This is a genomic window from Umbribacter vaginalis, assembly GCA_001552935.1.
Classification (GTDB): Bacteria; Actinomycetota; Coriobacteriia; order Coriobacteriales; family Eggerthellaceae; genus Berryella; species Berryella vaginalis.
The window spans coordinates 35,390-54,043 of the sequence record KQ959688.1 but is presented as its reverse complement, the minus strand read 5'-3'; the positions used below and the strand labels follow the sequence as shown (position 1 = coordinate 54,043).

The 18,654-nt window shown below is 45.9% G+C and carries 15 protein-coding genes; 4 read left to right on the top strand and 11 right to left on the bottom strand.

Going from position 1 to position 18,654, the window contains the following annotated elements:
• Positions 1-21: 21 nt before the first annotated feature.
• Positions 22-1,710, bottom strand: coding sequence for an InlB B-repeat-containing protein (locus HMPREF3190_RS04080; RefSeq protein WP_066780648.1), 1,689 nt, complete (start codon positions 1,708-1,710; stop codon positions 22-24).
• A gap of 479 nt (positions 1,711-2,189) precedes the next feature.
• On the opposite strand from HMPREF3190_RS04080, the gene HMPREF3190_RS04075 reads away from it, so the two are divergent.
• The 4 genes from HMPREF3190_RS04075 to HMPREF3190_RS04060 are packed head-to-tail and all read left to right on the top strand — an operon-like array spanning position 2,190 to position 8,767.
• Entirely contained in the window at positions 2,190-4,193 is a 2,004-nt protein-coding gene (locus tag HMPREF3190_RS04075; protein ID WP_449676174.1) for a DNA methyltransferase, read from the top strand.
• Between the two features lie 3 nt (positions 4,194-4,196).
• Entirely contained in the window at positions 4,197-6,833 is a 2,637-nt protein-coding gene (locus HMPREF3190_RS04070; protein WP_066780645.1) for a DEAD/DEAH box helicase family protein, read from the top strand.
• A gap of 11 nt (positions 6,834-6,844) precedes the next feature.
• Positions 6,845-8,371 carry a PIN domain-containing protein gene (locus HMPREF3190_RS04065; protein WP_066780644.1) on the top strand — a complete coding sequence of 509 codons (1,527 nt, stop codon included), beginning with the start codon at positions 6,845-6,847 and terminating at the stop codon, positions 8,369-8,371.
• A 12-nt stretch (positions 8,372-8,383) separates the two neighbouring features.
• The gene (locus HMPREF3190_RS04060) at positions 8,384-8,767 is read left to right on the top strand and encodes an ASCH domain-containing protein (protein WP_066780643.1); all 384 of its coding nucleotides are present in this window, start codon (positions 8,384-8,386) and stop codon (positions 8,765-8,767) included.
• Between the two features lie 570 nt (positions 8,768-9,337).
• On the opposite strand, the gene HMPREF3190_RS04050 is transcribed toward HMPREF3190_RS04060, so the two are convergent.
• From HMPREF3190_RS04050 to modB, 10 genes are all read right to left on the bottom strand, one after another.
• Positions 9,338-9,736 (bottom strand): hypothetical protein, encoded by a 399-nt coding sequence (locus tag HMPREF3190_RS04050; protein ID WP_066780635.1) that lies wholly within the window; start codon positions 9,734-9,736, stop codon positions 9,338-9,340.
• A 282-nt stretch (positions 9,737-10,018) separates the two neighbouring features.
• Positions 10,019-11,116 (bottom strand): Holliday junction branch migration DNA helicase RuvB, encoded by a 1,098-nt coding sequence (ruvB, locus tag HMPREF3190_RS04045; protein WP_066780633.1) that lies wholly within the window; start codon positions 11,114-11,116, stop codon positions 10,019-10,021.
• Between the two features lie 359 nt (positions 11,117-11,475).
• On the bottom strand, positions 11,476-12,060 hold the full coding sequence (ruvA, locus tag HMPREF3190_RS04040; RefSeq protein ID WP_066780631.1) for a Holliday junction branch migration protein RuvA: 585 nt from the start codon (positions 12,058-12,060) through the stop codon (positions 11,476-11,478).
• A 190-nt stretch (positions 12,061-12,250) separates the two neighbouring features.
• Positions 12,251-12,757, bottom strand: a complete 507-nt coding sequence (gene ruvC / locus HMPREF3190_RS04035; protein WP_066780629.1) for a crossover junction endodeoxyribonuclease RuvC — start codon at positions 12,755-12,757, stop codon at positions 12,251-12,253.
• Between the two features lie 212 nt (positions 12,758-12,969).
• Positions 12,970-13,731 carry a YebC/PmpR family DNA-binding transcriptional regulator gene (locus HMPREF3190_RS04030; protein WP_066780627.1) on the bottom strand — a complete coding sequence of 254 codons (762 nt, stop codon included), beginning with the start codon at positions 13,729-13,731 and terminating at the stop codon, positions 12,970-12,972.
• 66 nt (positions 13,732-13,797) lie between these two features.
• Complete coding sequence (locus tag HMPREF3190_RS04025) at positions 13,798-14,262, bottom strand: YbaN family protein (protein WP_082715153.1); 465 nt, start codon at positions 14,260-14,262, stop codon at positions 13,798-13,800.
• A gap of 81 nt (positions 14,263-14,343) precedes the next feature.
• Positions 14,344-14,865 (bottom strand): cyclic pyranopterin monophosphate synthase MoaC, encoded by a 522-nt coding sequence (moaC, locus tag HMPREF3190_RS04020; RefSeq protein ID WP_066780767.1) that lies wholly within the window; start codon positions 14,863-14,865, stop codon positions 14,344-14,346.
• A 74-nt stretch (positions 14,866-14,939) separates the two neighbouring features.
• Positions 14,940-15,944 (bottom strand): GTP 3',8-cyclase MoaA, encoded by a 1,005-nt coding sequence (gene moaA, locus HMPREF3190_RS04015; protein WP_066780625.1) that lies wholly within the window; start codon positions 15,942-15,944, stop codon positions 14,940-14,942.
• Between the two features lie 127 nt (positions 15,945-16,071).
• A complete protein-coding gene (locus HMPREF3190_RS04010; RefSeq protein WP_066780624.1) occupies positions 16,072-17,217 on the bottom strand; it encodes an ATP-binding cassette domain-containing protein in 1,146 nt (381 codons plus the stop codon).
• Position 17,218: 1 nt separating this feature from the next.
• A partial coding sequence (gene modB / locus HMPREF3190_RS04005; RefSeq protein ID WP_066780623.1) for a molybdate ABC transporter permease subunit occupies positions 17,219-18,654 on the bottom strand: 1,436 nt, incomplete at its 5' end.

Here is an 18,654-nt window from a genome sequence, read left to right as displayed (position 1 = left end):
CCAACCCCCATTGCACGTTTACTAGTATCTGTTTCTCTTTTGATACAAGGCGCATCCACCTACATACGCACAAGTAAGCGTTCCACTTATCAATGCCACCAGCGCCACAATTGTCGAATCAAAGGCGTCGCCCGTAGAAGGAAGTGCGTTTCCTCCATGAACTGGGCTTTCGGGCTTTGAGATATGCCCCGCATTATCTGGCGCGTACACCGCAGTAAACGTGTGATCCGATTCTACCTTATACGTATCACCAGGCTGATAACGTGATTCGTCCCAATACAAAAACGTATGACCCTGCTTATACGGAGCTTCTAAAAGCGTAATCAGAGCGCCCTTTTCAACCGTTATTGTTTTAGGTCCGCAATCTGCACCAATAACTCCACCGTTAAAGTCAAACGTAATACAAACCTTATTGTGTGACGTAGAAGTGTCGCCACTACCAGCACCGCCATCGCCAGCACCGCCATCTCCACCATCGCCGCCCGTGCCCGGCGTAGTGCCTCCGTCAGGGTTAGGAGTGGGAATACCACCTCCACCTGGTGTTTGATGGTCATCAGTTGCTTTCCATATTGCATAATAGGTTGTGTTTTCAGTAAATGTTTTTGCGGCAATATCAGCGGCGCTTAGTTCTCCCGTTTGCGCGTTTTGATTGGTTGACCAGCCTTCAAAGGTATAACCATCACGCACAGCTACGGGGGCAGTTAGCTTGCCGCTTTCGTTAGTGTCGATTTCCTTGGTAGTGGTTGAACCATCAATGGTGCCTCCATTGGGGCAAAAGCTAATCTTGTAGGTTTGCTTCTTAGCAATAACCGTAAGCGTTGCCGATTTTGATACTTTGGCGCCTTTCGAATTAGTAAGCGCAAATCCAAGTTGGTACGTGCCAGCTTTATTTAGATCATAACCGTTCGGATAGGTAATAGCTACCTGGTCTTTCAGATTGGCACCATCAATTTTATCGGAGGCTGTTGTAATCATACTTTTAACATCAAACGCATCACCTTGCGTTATAGTTTTATTCGTCACTTCAAGCTTAGGCATTGCATTGATAAGTATGCCAGCTTGCTTCCATCTGGCTTTAAGTGAAACAGGAGCTTTAACAGGCGTTTCGAAATCGTACTTTGCGTCGCCATTATACCAACCCTCAAAGGTATTGTTCGCCAAAGTAGGATTGGTAGGCACATCTGCCTTTTTACCGTCTGCAACATATTGAACTTTTGGTGCAGGCGATCCACCATTGACATCAAAACTTACTTTATGACTTGGGAGAGTAGTAAGTTGAAATTTAAAACTATTTTTATTGCCCACACCATCTTTAAGAGTAATAGTAAAAGTGAACGTGCCAGGATTTGATGCCCCTGAATCATCTATTGTGCCTATGGTAACGGTATAGCCTTCGTAGGTACCTGGTCGAAGTTCTTGACCTGTTGGAGTAATATGGTTTGGATATTTATTGTATAAATCCTCACCAAATGAAGTGGCTTCAAATTTTAAATTATGGCTGGCAAGTGCAGCTTTATCGGCATCAGACACGGTAGGTGGACGCAATCCGCTTCTGTCGTATTTCACAGTCTTGTTCCAATTATACGAATGATTTTGAATAGCGTCTGGAAGCGCGTTTATTCTTGCATTAGCTAATGGGGTGCACAGTGGCGAAATAACGAGAACACAAAACACAAACACAGCAATAAACGATTGTATTACCTTGCCCATAACTTCACACCCCTTAATAACTATTTTTATCATTGTATTTTAACAAATTATAAAGCACAAGAGTATATAGCTACACGGAGTAATATCCTCCGGCGAATGGCGTCCACGTGCGTGGGGATTAGTGAATGCATGCACGTATCAATTATGATGCAGGCCAGGCGCTCTCGCTCGTATTCACACACAACCGAAGCAGTGCTCTCGCGCATGAGATTAATTTTTCAATTGTCAAGCCGCCCTGACACTACCATTAAACGCGTTGAAATACCCTTTACCATAAACAAGCATGTCTACATATCTATAGGTATAAAAATTCGATACAATAAGCTATACAAACTAAAAATGACACAAATCTGAATGAGGCACACATTAAAGAGTAATCCATCACGAAGAATGATTTTAACGTTCAACTTGGCAAAACATAACAATAAGCGCAAATGTACCCGTGCCAGCAATGCAAAGCTTACCTGCAACATTGAGAATTGTTAAAGACTATTCTAGAAGGGAAAACGGGTGAACTAATGAAGAACATTTTTGACACTGTAGCAGACTTACTACTTACAAACGATAAATACAAAGCCGAGGATGGTAGGCTTCTTAAAGCTGTTGTGTATAGTGATGTTATGGCAATGAGTGAGGATTTGCTGTCCCTTCTCCTCTCAAACGAAGATGTGAAAGAAACCTTCTTCAAAGACGTTCAAGGTACGCTCGTTTTTGATAAGCAAAAGTTCGCTTGGTTCATGGAATCAAAGGAATTCTTACCTGACTCTTACACGTCCTATACGAACAAAATTGGGCTTACTCATAACGGCAGTTTCATCTCGCAAACAAACGATGTTGTGCTCGACTTCCCTTACAAGGATTGTGTATTGGAAGGCGGTCAAGATAAAGATGATCAAAAACGCAGTGAGATTTTCTATAACGAAACTATCGCGAGTGATGAGATTTCTCGCATGCTTGCTCCTAAAGTATTCACAAACGCTAAACGTTATACAGCGGTTGGTGAAAAAGATTTAACTGGAGAACTAGATCCTGACACTATTCACGTTGAAGAAGAAACAGGAACAACTTTTAACGATAACGATAATTTAATTATAAAAGGAAACAATCTTATTGCCTTAGCAAGCCTTCTTAAACGCTACGAAGGCAAAGTAAAGTGCATATATATTGATCCGCCTTATTACTTCAACAAAACGATAGGTGAAGATAGCTTTAAATATAACTCTAATTTTAGGATGTCCACGTGGCTTACATTTATGAAAAACAGGTTGGAACTTGCTAATAAGCTACTTTCATCACATGGAAGCATTTGGATTCATATGGGTGAAGATGGTATGCATTATCTTAAAGTTTTAGCAGATGATGTATTTGGCAAAGAACATTTTGTAGGAACTATTCCTAGAAAAACTAGAGATGGAAAATCAGATGTGCCTTTTAATTTATCGCAAGACTTTGATTGGATATTGGTTTATACTAAAGCCAACGAATCAGATGCGGTTGTTGGTAGACAAGTTGAACGCAAATATTATGAAACAGATGATTTTCCTGGTAAACCTTGGAGAACAGCAGATTTGACAAGCCAAAGGACAGTTCAAGAACGTCCAAATTCTGATTTTACGATGATAAATCCAAAAACAGGTAAGGAATATCCTGTTAATCCTAAGCGTTCATGGGCAGTCACAAAAGATACGTTTGATGAGTGGTATGCTTCTGGCGGAATTGGTTTCCCAGACGACTATAAGTTTATGTCCGGCAATCGTCCATTCCGAAGAGTTTTTAAAGAAGATGATGATCGTAATGAAAAGCCAACATCCGTAAACAGTGATTTTTTGATTAAAGAATTTATAGCTACTCTGCTAACTAAGTCAAAAAATAAAGATGGAAATAATGAAATTACAGATCTTTTCTCTAGAGATGAATTTGATTATGCGAAACCTGAAGAGTTAATAAAAGCTATTTTAGAAATAAGTAGTAACCCTTCTGACCTTGTCCTTGACTTCCATCTTGGCTCTGGCACTACTGCTGCCGTTGCTCATAAAATGGGACGCCGATACATTGGTGTTGAACAAATGGATTACATTCAAGACATAACTGTTGAACGTTTGAAGAAAGTTCTTGAAGGCGAACAAGGCGGTATTTCTAAAGCTCAAAACTGGCATGGTGGCGGCTCTTTCGTTTATTGCGAGCTTAAAGAAGACGCGAACACGCTTATTAACACTATTCAGAATGCTACTGAAGATACTATTGAAAGTGTAAAAGCTGCCATTTATGCAGATGAGCGTATTGTGCCTTATCTTACTAAGCAGGAACTCGCTGATGCTGATAAAGACTTTGAGAACCTAACATTAGAAGAAAAGAAACAGGCACTCATGAAGCTTGTTGATAAGAACAAGCTGTACGTTAATGCTTCAGATATGGATGATGAAGCATATCAAATTAGTGATGCTGATAAAGCCTTTACGAAGTCTTTCTATGAGGAGGCTTGATCCATGGATGAATCATTCTTATATGAAAAACTTGATACGCTTAAAGAGATTAATGAGCTTGCGCCTATGCCAGATATTATTGAGCATAGTTTATCTCAAAATATTGTTTTGCGAGAGTATCAAAAAGAGGCTTTCCAATATTTCGTTACCTATTTTGAAAAAGATGGTTTGCGTAAGAATAAGCAGATTCATACTCTTTTTCACATGGCAACAGGCTCTGGTAAAACGGTGATGATGGCAGGGCTTATCCTCTATCTTTACACAAAAGGTTATCGTAAGTTTCTTTTCTTTGTGAATCAAACTAACATTTTGAAAAAGACGGAAGAAAACTTTTTGAACGCGCTTTCATCGAAGTATCTTTTTGCTGATAATCTTTCCTATCTTGGTATGAAGATTAAAGTGAAAAAAGTAGACCGATTTAGCGACACGGTTCTAGATGATGATATTGAGCTGCTATTTACTACCACTCAAAAGTTACATACAGATATGTGGTTTGCTAAAGAGAATGCGCCAACTTACGCTGATTTTGAGAATGATAAAATCGTTTTTATTTCGGACGAAAGCCATCATATTAATTCTTATACGAAGAAAAAAACGAGTACCGAAGAAGATGCTGAGAAAAGCTGGGAATACACGGTAAATCGTGCTTTTAATTCCAATAAAGATAGCGTTCTACTGGAATTTACCGCAACAGCTGATCTCAAAGATAAAAATGTACTCGCAAAGTATACAGATAAAATCATTTACAACTATCCACTTGAGCGTTTCCGTGCGAGTGGGTACACGAAAGATTTTCAAAACTTTGCAACCGATACGAACCTCTGGGATCGTACGCTTATTGCTCTTATTCTTAGCGAATATCGTCGCTACCTTTTTGCGGACTTAAAACTGAATATTAAACCAGTTATTATGCTTAAATCGCAAAAGATTAAAGAGTCTGAAGCTTTCCATGACGTGTTTTTCAAAAAATTAGAGGAACTCACAAGCTATGAGATTATGGCTTTACGCAGCGCTAACATTCCGCTTCTTTCTAAGGCTATAGCTTATTTTGAGCAAAAAGATGACACTCTCGAAAACTTGGAGCATAGTCTTAAGAACTCTTTTTCTGAAGGTAACACCATCATCATGAATGGATCTTCAGACGATAATGACGCTAACCAAATTAAAGTGAACTCACTCGAAGATAAAGATAATCACATCCGCCTTATCTTTGCCGTTGATATGCTCAATGAAGGCTGGGACGTATTAAATCTTTTCGACATAGTACGCTTGTATGATACTCGACAGGCAAGTGGTAAAGCAGGTCAGATTGGCTCATATACGATTAAAGAGGCTCAACTGATTGGTCGTGGAGCACGCTATTGTCCGTTTGTATATGAAGACGACAAAGACCTTAAATATAAGCGTAAGTTTGATGGTGATCTTACGAACGATTATCGTATTCTAGAAACAATGCTTTTCCATAGTCTGAACGATTCACGCTACATTGCTGAGTTGAAACAAGCCCTTATTGCCACAGGTTTACAAGCCGAAAACCCAATCGTTCGTGAATATCGCCTAAAAGACGACTTTAAAAATTCTGATTTTTACAAAAAAACATACGTATATTCCAATGAACGGATTCCTTGTGGAAGATCCGACATTAAAACTATTGAGCCGAGCTTAAAAACAAAAATTTATCGATATACGCAAAAATCAATATCCGGAACGGTCGTTAATTTTTTTGATGAGTACAAGTCGGAAAGCCCAGAACAAATACAAGAAGGCAGTCGCTGCAAAACGATACTAAAAACATTTTTCTTCAAGAATGTGAATTACAATATTTTATCGGGTGCCGCAGCTTGTTATCCTGAGCTGCATTTTGACATCATTAAAAGCAAATACCCGCATGTGTCATCATTAAAAGAATTTTTAACATCTGAGGCCTATTTAGGAAATTCAACACTGGAAATTACGCAAACGGGTAAAGACTTAAAAGGCAGAGATATTTTTGAAGCTTGCAAAAAAGCAATGGGGCAAATTGCCTCTTACATTGCAAACATTAAGCAACAATTCGTTGGCAGTACAGTCTTTATACCAAGAATGCTAAAAAACGTTCTACACGATAAAAAAATATCTCTTACCTCAGTTCAAGCAAATGGTGGGCATGGTGATTCACAAAATGAATGCATAAATGAAAACTATCGCCTAGACCTGACAGACGAGCCTTGGTATGTATTTAACGATAACTATGGAACAAGTGAAGAAAAATTACTCGTAAAATATTTCAAAACGACTATTGAACCAACCCTTAAACAAAACAACTTAGAATATTATTTAATTAGGAACGAAAGAGTTCCTGAGCTTGTAATTTACTCGTTTGAAACTGGTGAGCGCTTTGAACCCGACTTTTTACTGTTTATTAAAAAGAAAGAACTCTCAGAAGTTAAGCACATGCAGGCATATATTGAACCAAAAGGTACGCAGCTATTACTGCAAGATGCTTGGAAAGAACAATTCTTAAGTGAAATAAGCAGCAAATATCAAACAAATGGCATCTTCGGAAGTGATTATACAATTCTCGGTTTACCCTTCTTCAACCAAGAGGAACGTATGGCTGAATTCAGTAAAGCTATCGATGAGTTAGTAAAAAAGCTGTAAGGAAGTAGTGTATGAGAATTCTTCTAGATACAAACATTGTAATCCACCGCGAGAATCGACGCATATCTAATTATAGTATAGGTCATCTTTTTCGTTGGATAGATAAGTTAAAACATGACAAAGTAATTCATCCATATACAATAGATGAACTCAAAAAATATCGCGATCCAGAAACGCAAGAAGCTCTTTCTGTCAAACTAGATGCCTACAACATCATTAAGACTGTACAAAAACCCAGCTCCGAGTTTTTAGACAAAGTATCACTTTACGATAAGAATATTAACGATGCTATTGATAATTGCCTATTGTATGAATTGTACAGCGGCAGAGTTGACGCATTCATCACAGAAGATCGCAAATTAAGAAATAAGGCTATCAGATTAGGGCTTGCAGATAGGGTGTTTTCAATCAATAGCTTTATTAGCAAAGTATCTTCAGATAACCCTGATTTGATAGAATATAAGGCGCTCTCTGTCGAGAAAACCTGCTTCGGTCAAATTGATGTAGGTGATAGTTTCTTCGACAGCTTTAGGGATTCTTATGATGACTTTAATAGCTGGTTTGCTCGTAAGTGCGATGAAGATGCCTATATCTGTCGTGCAGATGAGGGACAAATACTAGGTTTCTTGTATCTTAAAACGGAAGATAGTCAGGAAAACTATTCAGATATTCAACCTTTATTTACTCCTAAGAAACGCTTAAAAGTTGGCACTTTTAAGGTCGAATCAACTGGATTTCGCCTCGGGGAACGTTTTGTAAAAATTATTTTTGATAATGCTCAAAAGCGAAAAGTAGATGAAATATATGTGACCTTATATAACGATCGTGACGAACTGAAAGCATTGGAAGGATTGCTATATAGGTGGGGTTTTGTTTACTGGGGAACTAAACGCAATAATGACTTAAGTGAAAAAGTTTTAGTAAAACACTTAGGGACAATAACGAATGGGCAATCCCCAAAGCAAAATTATCCTAACATTTCAAGCTCATGCAACAAATTTATATTACCAATTATGGCAAAATATCATACATCTCTTTTGCCCGATTCACAATTAAATACTGAGGACAGAATTAACTTTCTTGAAAAAACAGCCTATCGTTATGCTCTTCAAAAAGTATATATTTCGTGGGCTCCTACAAACAGTGCAAAACCTGGAGATCTTTTTCTCTTCTATAGGATGGCAAAAGACGGTGAGGTCAAAAAATACAAATCGGTCATTACAACTATTGCACTTGTCGATGAAATTATAGATTCTATTCAAAGCGAAGAGAATCTTTTATCATTATGCCAAAACCGTAGCGTTTTTACTGTGGATGAGTTAAAGAATTTTTGGAGACATCACAACCGTTGCTTAAAGATAATAAAATTTATCTTTGTAAAAAGTCTCAACAAGAGACCCACACTCAGCGATCTACGAGACATGGGCATTATTGACGCTTCAAGTGGACCAAGACCATTCACAAGAATAACTGATACTGAATTTCATAAAATTATAGCATTTGGCAAAACTGATATGAATTATGCTATAGAAGAATAGGGGCAATATATTTTGAAAGCACTTCTTTTATCAATAAAACCAGAATATGTAGAAAAGATATTACAGGGTACTAAAAAATTCGAATATAGAAAGCAATTGGCTAAAGAAGATGTATCTACAATGTACATCTATAGCACATCTCCGTTTAAAAAAATTGTTGCGTCAGTCCAAATTAAAGGACGACTTTCCGCATCACCCAGCAAGCTGTGGGAAAAAACAAAAACTGCAGCAGGAATAAGCCGATCTAAATATCGAGAATATTTTTGCGGATATAAAATTGCTCACGCCTATATCTTAGGTGATGTAGAAGTATTTGAACAAGAAAAGGAATTGTCTGACTTAGGATTAAATTCAGCACCACAATCCTTTATTTACATTAGCATTAGCCATGAATAAACGGGTGTGCAAAAGAATTTCTGTAATTGTCTGCTTTTCTAGCTTAGTGCCTACAATCAGTGCTTGGTTTTATAGGGTCCTAATATTAATCAAGCACTACTTATTGCATTGTACATCACTCAGCTTCGGGAATAAGTCAAGTCTTGATAGACACCCTTGGAACCATGAGCACCCTGTCTATAGTACTTTAATTTTGAGCCACTCGCGCAATTGAAAATTAAGCCATCCCAGATTAAATATATTGTTTTTTATCAGATGAATAATTATGAGCGTGACTGAACGAGCAATTAGCGTCGGTGAGCAACTACGGTGCTACTATCAGCGGATGCGCATCAGCGATAACGCGCTTGCGTTGACATTGGTGTGCGCTTGCAAAAATATGAACGGAAGCTCCAACGGCAGTGGCACAAGCAACGCTGTCGCTGCAAGCGGCGGTACGGACGCTGGTACGGGAACGTGGATGCGAGTGGGTGCGTCGGATACCAGCAGCAGGACAAACGCTAGTACGGGTTTGTGGATGCCAGCGGATGCGGAGCGGCAACAGCGATGCAACTGCTACCAGCGGAAACGCTACTGGTCTTTGTAGCGGTCGAGGTCGGAGAAATCGGACGGGTCGTCAGGCAAATCGAAGTGGTACGCCTGCGCCAACGCACGCGCCTGCGCCGCACGCAAATGCGCCAGCTGTACGTTCCCCGCTTCCTCATAATACGTCGACGCCAGCAAAAGCCCATGTCCCAAATATGAAATGAGCTTGTCGTCCACCCCCGACACGCGCAAAATCGACGCCATCGACTGCGGAGCAAGCGAAAGCAGCGCCGCGCCGTCAATATCCGTCGTCTGCGTAATGGCAGCCTCCAGCGTCTCCGCCGCCAACAGCGGATCCAAGTCCTTCTGTTTCTGCTGCCAACTGCGACGCAACGCCTCCACAAACTGCATAATCAAGCGCATCACGTAATCTCGCTCGAACATACTGCCATCCTTTCAACTATCATGAACAGGGAAAACGCACCATCCCCGCGTCTGCCCGTACTTTTCACGCATCTGCCAGCCGTTTCCACCGGGAACGCAAGCACACTCCTGCGTCGCGCTCACAAACAACGCGCAACAGCGTGTAAACCAGGCAACAACGCGCTATCCAACGCACACGCAACAACCTACAAACAAGGCACACCTTTCGCGTGCATCACCGCGCAACCACTCACACACGCGCAACCACTCACGCACACGCAACAACGCGCGATCCAACGCGCGCTAAGCGGTGCCGTCCTCAAACGGCACGCCCAGGTGCTCGTAGGCGCGCCGCGTTGCCTGGCGTCCCTTCGGCGTGCGCGCTATCAGGCCTTGCTGTATCAAAAACGGCTCGTACACGTCCTCAATCGTGCTGGGGTCTTCCGAAAGCGCCGACGCAATTGTCGACAGCCCAACCGGCTTGCCGAAAAAGCTTTTCACCAGCAGCTCCAAAATGCGATTGTCCATCGTATCAAGCCCTAAATGGTCAATCTCGAAGAAACTCAGCGCCTGCGCTGCCACATCTTCGTCAATGCAATCAATCCCCTGCACTTGCGCCCAATCGCGCACGCGCTTGAGCACCCTATTCGCCAGGCGAGGCGTCCCGCGCGAGCGCCGCGCAATTTCAAGCGCGCCCTCATCCTGAATGCGAATACCCAGGATAGACGCCGAACGCTGCACAATTTCTGCCAGTTCACGCGGCGTGTAATACTGTAAGCGGAACGCCACCCCAAACCGATCGCGCAGCGGCCCGGTAAGCAAGCCCGCGCGCGTGGTGGCACCAATAAGCGTGAAATGCGGCAACTCAAGGCGAATGGAGCGCGCAGCAGGGCCTTTACCCACAATAATATCCAGCACAAAATCTTCCAGCGCCGGATACAGCACTTCTTCAACCATTTTGTTAAGACGGTGAATTTCGTCAATAAAAAGGACATCGCCCTCTTCAAGATTCGTCAAAAGAGCAGCTAGATCGCCCGTGCGTTCGATGGCAGGGCCGCTGGTGGTTTTTATGCGTGACGAAAGCTCGTTTGCAACAACGCCCGCAAGCGTTGTTTTGCCTAAGCCGGGAGGCCCCGAAAACAAGATATGATCAGGTGTTTCTCCACGCTTTTTAGCCGCCTCAACCAAAATTGCCAGCGACTCTTTGATTTTCTCTTGCCCCAAATACTCCGACAAATGCTGAGGGCGCAAATTTTTGTCAAGCGCGAGGTCGTCCTCTTGCAAAGTCGCGTCAAGATTGCGCTCATGAACAGGCTGTTTCTGAGAGGACTCGTGGCGTTCGTCTCCCATTGCATTTTCGTTGTTGAAAATCATGCCGTCAAGCTCAACTGACGCAGCCATGATGCACTCCTTTTTGTTGGTGGCACGCTTTACGTATCGCGGGTTCACACGCGGGAACAAGGCGAAGTCGCAGGTTCGAAGCGAAGTCGCTGGTTCTCGAGTTCACAGGTTCACGAACGCACGCGGGAACGGGGCGCAGTCGCACATACTGCACGCTCGATACATTCTTGTTGCGTTTCGCGCGATGCACAAAAACAAAGAACCGCTACCTATTTTCGCAGGTAAATGACATGTTCTTGAACCGCACCAACGCAAGCATCGTCACACATCCGCGCAGCCTCATGTTCCCGCGCTGCACGTTCCAACGCCGCACGTTCAAGCTAGACGAACGAAACGCCACACGAAACGCCGCCCCGCGCTTACGAGGAACCCAAACGTTTTAGTGCATATTGTAATACATGTGCCTCGTCCACGTCGCGAGGAGCATCCTTCAGCGCAAGCGCAGCTTCGCGTTCGGTGAATCCCATCGACATCAGCGCGCTTTGTGCATACGTTATCCCAGATGACGTGCCAATGTCGCCAACACTTTCATCATCCGCAAAACTAGAAAGCGAACCTTTAAGCTCAAGCATCAAACGCGACGCGCTTTTCTTGCCAATACCCGGAATTTTCTGCAAAGCAGCCAAGTTTTCCTGCGCCACAATATCCGACAATTCAGCAGGTGAATAGGCGGAAAGCACCGTCAGCGCCACTTTGGCGCCAATACCCGACACAGCCAGCAGACGCTCGAAACACGCACGCTGCGCGCGGCTCAGGAAACCCGAAAGCGTCAGAGCATCGGCACGAACGTGCAGGTAGGTGTATACTTTTACGCTCTGCCCCAGCGACGGCAGTTGCGCAATGTCACCCGCGGCCATGCTTACGGCAAAACCCATGCCGTTCAGCGCCACAACAATGCCCGTTGCGTGCTTATCGACCAGCGTTCCTTCAAGAAAATCTATCATCTATCTTCCCTTTCGGTATGCGTGGTGCCTCAGTGCGCACGGCGGGTGCGGTACGGGCGCCGTATCACGAGCATACACGCTAACTGCAGGTGAACGTAACAACCGCTACCATGTCTCGCGTTTCGCAGCGTGTACGGTTCTCTGCCGCATGTCTCGCGTTCCGCAGCGTGCGCGATTCTCTTTCGCGTGCCTAACGTCCTTTGGTATACGCGTTTGTATACGAGTTGGCGTGCGTGGAGAAACACAAAGCAGCAGCCAACGCATCAGCCGCATGATCAGGCTGCGGAATATCCTCCAGCGAAAGCAACTGCTTCGTCATATATTGTACTTGATGTTTGTCGGCGCTTCCCACGCCGCATACCGCCAGCTTAATTTGGCGCGGCGTGTATTCTCCAACTTGCAAATTGCCCTGTGAACAGGCAACAAGAGCGGCACCACGCGCCTGCCCGGTAGCAAAAGCAGCTGTGATGTTCTGCCCGAACCACACCGTTTCAATTCCTACTGCTTCAGGGGAAAATCGCTCTATGACAGCGCCAATCTGCTCGTAAATTTTTTGTAAGCGGCGGCTTAATTCCTGAGAAGCAGGCGTTGCAACACATCCATACGCACGACAAATAAGCTGGTTATTGCATTGTTCGACAACTCCCCAACCCGTATGTGCAAGCCCAGGGTCGATACCAAGAATCGTTCGATGCATATCATCAGCTCACTTTACGCGCACATTCATCATGAAGAAACGAAGAACCTTATCTGGCTGCTTGGAGCGACGTTTCGCACCTCACGTCAGCGCCTACGCCACACTCCCGCTTGCAACCGCTCGCGACCGAGCACACGTTCCCGCTGGTCAGCGCTATCGCCTCGCTACCGTCAACCAGCTTCATCAGCGCCCCGCACCAGCTCCGCCAACGCCTATTCAGCTTCAAGCGCAGCGACAACTTCGTCGGTCATCTCCATCGTGTGATACACGTTTTGCAAGTCTTCCAACTCTTCAAGCTTATCAATAAGGCGCATTACCTTCGGCGCATCTTTAGGATCAACAGCACATGGCGTATGCGCAATCATCGTCAATTCTGCACCATGCGTTTGAATACCTGCCTCTTCAAGTGCCTTTTTGGTAGACATAAGAGCGCTCGGAGCAGTATACACAATCCACTCATCACCTGCGTCTTCGTAATCGTCACCACCAGCATCAGCAACTGCAAGCATCAATTCGTCTTCATCGGCACATGCTTCTTTAAGAATGGTAATCTGACCGCGGCGCTCGAACTGAAACGCTACCGAACCTGACGTACCTAAATTGCCGCCACTGTGCGAAAACGCAGCACGCACATCAGCAGCCGTTCTGTTACGGTTATCGGTAAGAGCTTCGCAATATATCGCCACGCCACACGGACCATAGCCCTCATACACGACCGATTCATAATTAGCAGCATCTTTACCAGCACCAAATGCTTTATCAATAGCGGTTTTGATCTTATCGTTGGGAAGCGAATATCCCTTTGCTTTCTCGATAGCAGCAGCTAATGCCGCATTGTTATCGGGGTTTGGATCGCCGCCTTCTTTAGCTGCAACTGTAATTACCCTGGTCAGCTTTGAGAACAACGCAGAGCGCTTCGCGTCTTGAGCAGCTTTGCGGTGTTTGGTGGTTGCCCACTTTGAATGTCCCGACATACCGTATTCCCTTCATATAGTACATAGATATGGAAATTTTATCACAGCTTTTGGCAGGTTTTTGAATTAGCGCTGAGTTTTTACGACAAACCCAAAATAGATGATGTGCCCAATCCACACAATGGCAACGATAATGCGCCCCACAAGCACGTTATGCATCATGAAAAATCCCAATCCAAGCAGGATAGTAACCGGAATAAGCACCGTCAGTTTTGCTTTAAGCGTCATTTCGCGTTTTGAAACGTAACTTGCCAGCACACTGCGATACAAGCGCGTTTGCTTAAACCATGCGTTCAGTTTTTCGGAAGAACGCGCGAAGCAAAATGCGGCGGCAAGCAGGAAGGGAGTGGTGGGCAAAAGCGGCAAGATGGCACCAAGAACCGCCAACCCGAACAGTAGAAATCCGGCAATGGCCCACAGCGTGCGCGTTACTTTTTTGTGGCGCGCATCGGCGCAAGAAGACGCCTGGTTGACGCAAGAAGACGCCTGATTGGCGTCGTTTACAGCGGAAACAGAATTCTCCTGATTCATCGCATTGTTCTCCTTGGCGGTTGGGCAACGCTTTTGCATTCCGCAGCAGCTGGGCGTTTCCCATGGCAAACTTTTACAAGTTTATAGGGTATCACATGCGTGCTCTTCGCGCAGCCATAAACCCGTTTTTCCGCCTTCTTTTTTAAGAAGCCGCACGTCGCTTATCTCCATGCCCCTATCGACCGCTTTGCACATGTCGTAAATGGTCAAGCACGCGACACTTGCCGCGGTAAGCGCTTCCATCTCGATGCCCGTTTTGCCTGTTACGCCTGTTGTAGCCACCACGTGAATGCCCACGCGCCCGTCGCTGCGCTGGCCTTTGCCCACGGGCGTGCACTCGATATGCGCCTTCGTAATGGGCAGCGGATGACACATCGGAATAAGCGTCGAGGTTTGTTTCGCAGCCATAACCCCAGCTACACGCGCACATGCTAGCACGTCGCCTTTGGCTGCACGTCCCTCAACAATCAGCGCCAGTGTTTCTTCATGCATCGCAATAAAACCCTCGGCAATTGCAACGCGCACCGTATCTGGCTTTGCGGACACGTCCACCATGCGAACTTCGCCCTTTTCGTTAATGTGCGTAAGCTTGTGAGCGCCCATTGTGTTGCCTGCGTCCATCGTGTCACCTGCGCCCATCGCGCCCATTGCGTTGCCTGTGTCCCCTGTTCCCACTTCTAGCCTCCAATTTGACTCATCTCGCGTTCAGTGCCCACTTTGTCGTGGTGTTCATCAGGATTTTTGTTCAAAACCTGCAAAAATACCTTGTATACGTCTTCATCGCTTCCCTCGCGAAGTGCCGTGCGCACATCCCACTCCTTGTCCGAGAACAAGCACGGACGCAATTTACCGTCGGCTGTTAAGCGCAAACGGTTGCACTCCGAGCAAAAATGCCTTGAAAGTGGCGAAATAACTCCCACGGTTCCGCGTGCACCCGGGAATGCCAAATACCGCGCTGGCCCTGAACCTTGAGGTTTATGCATGTCAGAGACAGGCAATAAAGGTGATAAGCCCTCACGCAACGCTGCATGATTAATATCCTCTATCAGTTCATCTGCAGGATACACATCTTGTTTTCCCCAGCCAGTATTCGGATCGTTCACATGCGTTCCGATGGGCATATACTCGATAAAACGCACATGAAGTGGCATATCAAGCGTCATTTTTGCGAATTCCAAATAATTTTCTTTTAAGCTGCGTACCGTTACCGTGTTAATCTTAACGGGGCTTAAGCCAACACGCAGCGCTTCTTGTATGCCTTCAAGCGCTTCATGCAGCTTATCGCGACGAGTAACCAGCGCATAAGTCTCGCGCGACAGCGTATCGAGTGAAATGTTTACCCTGTTCAAGCCCGCTTCTTTCAAAGGAAGTGCCATTGTCTTCAACATGGTGCCATTAGTGGTAAGCGAGATATTTTCAATTTCAGGGATAGCTGATAATTGCTGAACAAGCGCAATAATGCCTTTACGAACAAGAGGCTCACCGCCTGTAAGGCGCACGTTTTTGATGCCGATGCGCGTAGCAACTTTCACGCAGCGCGTAATTTCTTCAATGGAAAGCAAAGCGTCATGCGGCATGAGACACACGCCCTCTTCAGGCATGCAGTAAATACAACGCAAATTGCACTTATCAGTAAGTGAAATGCGCAAATAATTTATCTGTCGGCCATAACCATCTTTCATGAAACCTCGCTTCTCGTGAGGTAAGTATAACGCACGATGCTCTCAATTCATTCTCAAGCGCGAATAGTGACTATTCTGTAAAGCAGCGAGTACTGTTTCGTTATGATTCGTCATGTTTCGATGCGTTCTACGTTGTGCGCTTGGTGGTATACACCGGCGGAGCAGGTAAAACGTGAACGTTCTCCGGTTTCACGTGCACGTACACCACATCCCCCACCACAGGCAACGCTCGCACCTGATAATCGGCACGGTTGATGCGCCAGAACAGCGAAAATGTTTCCTTCTCGTCCGACGTCAAAAACAGCGGATTTTCGGTTGCATCGCGCACCGAGGCATCTTTTGCTGCTTCAAGACGTATATCGCGCGCGTAACGAGAGTCAATAAACGACGCCACGCGCATGCACAGGCAATTTTGTTCGATCGGATTATCAAGCTGCACAATATCGGTTTCGCGAATGCCCGCAAACAAATTTTCACCCGAGGTGTAATTCCGCACTTCAATAGTAGTATTTGCACGAACGCTTCGCACGTGATGCTCGTCAATGGCCTGCACGGGGAACAAATTGCGACACCCCGACAAGCGCAAGCCTGGCAGGGAGCGCGGGTTCTCCATCAGCTGTTTCGGCGTTGAAATTTCTTGAATGTGACCATCGTGCACTACGGCAATTTTGTCGCACAAACGCGTTGCTTCGTCGATGTCGTGGCTGACATACAGCACCGTTTTTCCGAACATGTTGAACAGGGTGTTCAAGTCGGCTTCAAGTTCGCGCTTCAAGTGCGCGTCTAACGCCGAAAGTGGCTCGTCAAGCAGCAAAATTGCAGGCTGCGCCGCCAACATGCGTGCAAGCGCCACACGTTGCTGCTGGCCTCCTGAAAGTTGCAGCGGATGACGCTGCTCCAAACCTTTCAAGCCGAAGCGTTTCACCTGTTCATCGATGCGTTGCTGCTTTTCAGTGGCTGTGGCATTGTGAATGCCCGCCGCGATATTTTGCGCAACTGTCATGTGTGGAAACAGCTGGTAGTTTTGAAACAGCAAGGCCGTTTGACGCTTCTGCGGGCTTAAGTTGATGTGTTTCTCTTTGTTGAAATACTCAATTCCGTTCACCGTAATATGGCCGCTATCAGGCTTTTCAATGCCGGCAACGCTGCGCATGGTCATCGATTTTCCACACCCCGACGCGCCCAGCAAACCAACAACCTCGTTGCCGATGTTCAGCGTCGATTCAAGCGTGAACGTGTTCAGCTGTTTTGTAATGTGCATATCCAAAGCCATGTTAATCACCTGCGGTTTTACGATAGCGCTGCGTGCGCGCAGAATACGCGTTGATGATAAAAATCACCAGGAACGAAATAAGAATAACGACAATTACCCAAAACATTGCTTCGTCGGTTTTGCCGCTCATCCAGTCGAAGTAGATTGCAATGGGGATTGTTTGCGTAATGCCTGCATAATTACCTGCGAAAAACAGCGTACATCCAAATTCGCCCATGGCGCGCGCGAACGCAAGCACCGTTCCAGCAGCAATGGAGGGCCACGCTAAAGGCAGCATCAAACGCAAGAACACACGTCGCTCCGACCAGCCCAGCGTGCGCGCTGCATCAAGCATCGACGCGTCAAGGTTCTCAAACGCGCCGCGCACCGTTCGATACATCATCGGAAACCCCACTACAACGCATGAAATAACCGCCGCTTGCCACGTGAACACAATCTCGATGCCCTGCGCGGCCAGCCAGCGCCCAACCGACGTTGTGTCGCCGAACAGCAGCAACAGCAAGAAACCGCACACCGTAGGCGGCAACACCATCGGAATGGTAAAGATGGTATCGAGCAGGCCTTTCCACTTGCTTGATACGCGAATGGTCGCCCACGCTGTTATCAGGCCAATCAGGAAAATGAAGATGATGGCAACGCCTGTTGTGCGCAGCGACACCCATAGCGGGTCAAAATCAACCGTTTGCAAGAAGGCGCCGAGCGCCGCAATGCCGCTTGGTTTCTCCGCGAACGCAATGTCGCTTTTCGGCGTTAAGACTCCTACTTCGCTAAACAGCGCTCCATCAGCACTTTCTGCCTTTGACGCATGCTTACACGCCAGATATATGGTATCGCCCTGCTTTTTAGCAAATGAATACGTGTAGTTTTCGTACGCCAGTTCAGACGCCGTGGTGAAGAACACGGGAACGTGTAGCGACGAAAGCAGCTGCCCACCATGTGCGGTTTCGGCATCAAGCGTGCTCAGCAAATCGAGAAGTGCCTGTTGAACGCTGGTATCATTGAGCGAGAGGTGCAAGGTGTCCAGCACCGACTGCGGAACGTACACAAAAATGGCGCTTTTCGTAGCGATAAGCGAGAAGCCGTTCGCGCCGGCAGAGGGCCAGTGGTAGCCAATGGAGCTGCCGTCAACGTTTTTCTCGGTGCCCTTATTTTGACGTGCAAATTCGCTTACGCCTACCGCAAATGTATCGTGAACTGCGGTGTCAAGATCGCGCGAGACGTTGACGTGCGAGCTGCTGTCGCCAAACGTAAGCGCGGATGCCACAAGCGTTCCGTTTCCGTTCAGCACACGGGGAACGGCTGGAGCACTGCTTGGTGAAGTCGCAGCTGGCGCTGGAGTTGCCTCGGTGGTGGCTGCAGCTTGTGTGGCAATCTCAGCTTGTGTTGAAGTCGCAGCGGCGGAAGCGGTTGCGGCTGGTTGCGCGGGGGTTGCGGCTG

What these genes read in the sequence shown, in the direction of transcription:
- HMPREF3190_RS04070 (WP_066780645.1), top strand. Translation starts at nt 4,197, where the DNA reads ATGGATGAATCATTCTTATATGAAAAACTTGATACGCTTAAAGAGATT.
- HMPREF3190_RS04030 (WP_066780627.1), bottom strand. Translation starts at nt 13,731, where the DNA reads ATGTCGGGACATTCAAAGTGGGCAACCACCAAACACCGCAAAGCTGCT.
- HMPREF3190_RS04065 (WP_066780644.1), top strand. Translation starts at nt 6,845, where the DNA reads ATGAGAATTCTTCTAGATACAAACATTGTAATCCACCGCGAGAATCGA.
- HMPREF3190_RS04080 (WP_066780648.1), bottom strand. Translation starts at nt 1,710, where the DNA reads ATGGGCAAGGTAATACAATCGTTTATTGCTGTGTTTGTGTTTTGTGTT.
- ruvA (WP_066780631.1), bottom strand. Translation starts at nt 12,060, where the DNA reads ATGATAGATTTTCTTGAAGGAACGCTGGTCGATAAGCACGCAACGGGC.
- moaA (WP_066780625.1), bottom strand. Translation starts at nt 15,944, where the DNA reads ATGAAAGATGGTTATGGCCGACAGATAAATTATTTGCGCATTTCACTT.
- moaC (WP_066780767.1), bottom strand. Translation starts at nt 14,865, where the DNA reads ATGGGCGCTCACAAGCTTACGCACATTAACGAAAAGGGCGAAGTTCGC.
- HMPREF3190_RS04050 (WP_066780635.1), bottom strand. Translation starts at nt 9,736, where the DNA reads ATGTTCGAGCGAGATTACGTGATGCGCTTGATTATGCAGTTTGTGGAG.
- ruvC (WP_066780629.1), bottom strand. Translation starts at nt 12,757, where the DNA reads ATGCATCGAACGATTCTTGGTATCGACCCTGGGCTTGCACATACGGGT.
- HMPREF3190_RS04025 (WP_082715153.1), bottom strand. Translation starts at nt 14,262, where the DNA reads ATGAATCAGGAGAATTCTGTTTCCGCTGTAAACGACGCCAATCAGGCG.
- ruvB (WP_066780633.1), bottom strand. Translation starts at nt 11,116, where the DNA reads ATGGCTGCGTCAGTTGAGCTTGACGGCATGATTTTCAACAACGAAAAT.
- HMPREF3190_RS04010 (WP_066780624.1), bottom strand. Translation starts at nt 17,217, where the DNA reads ATGGCTTTGGATATGCACATTACAAAACAGCTGAACACGTTCACGCTT.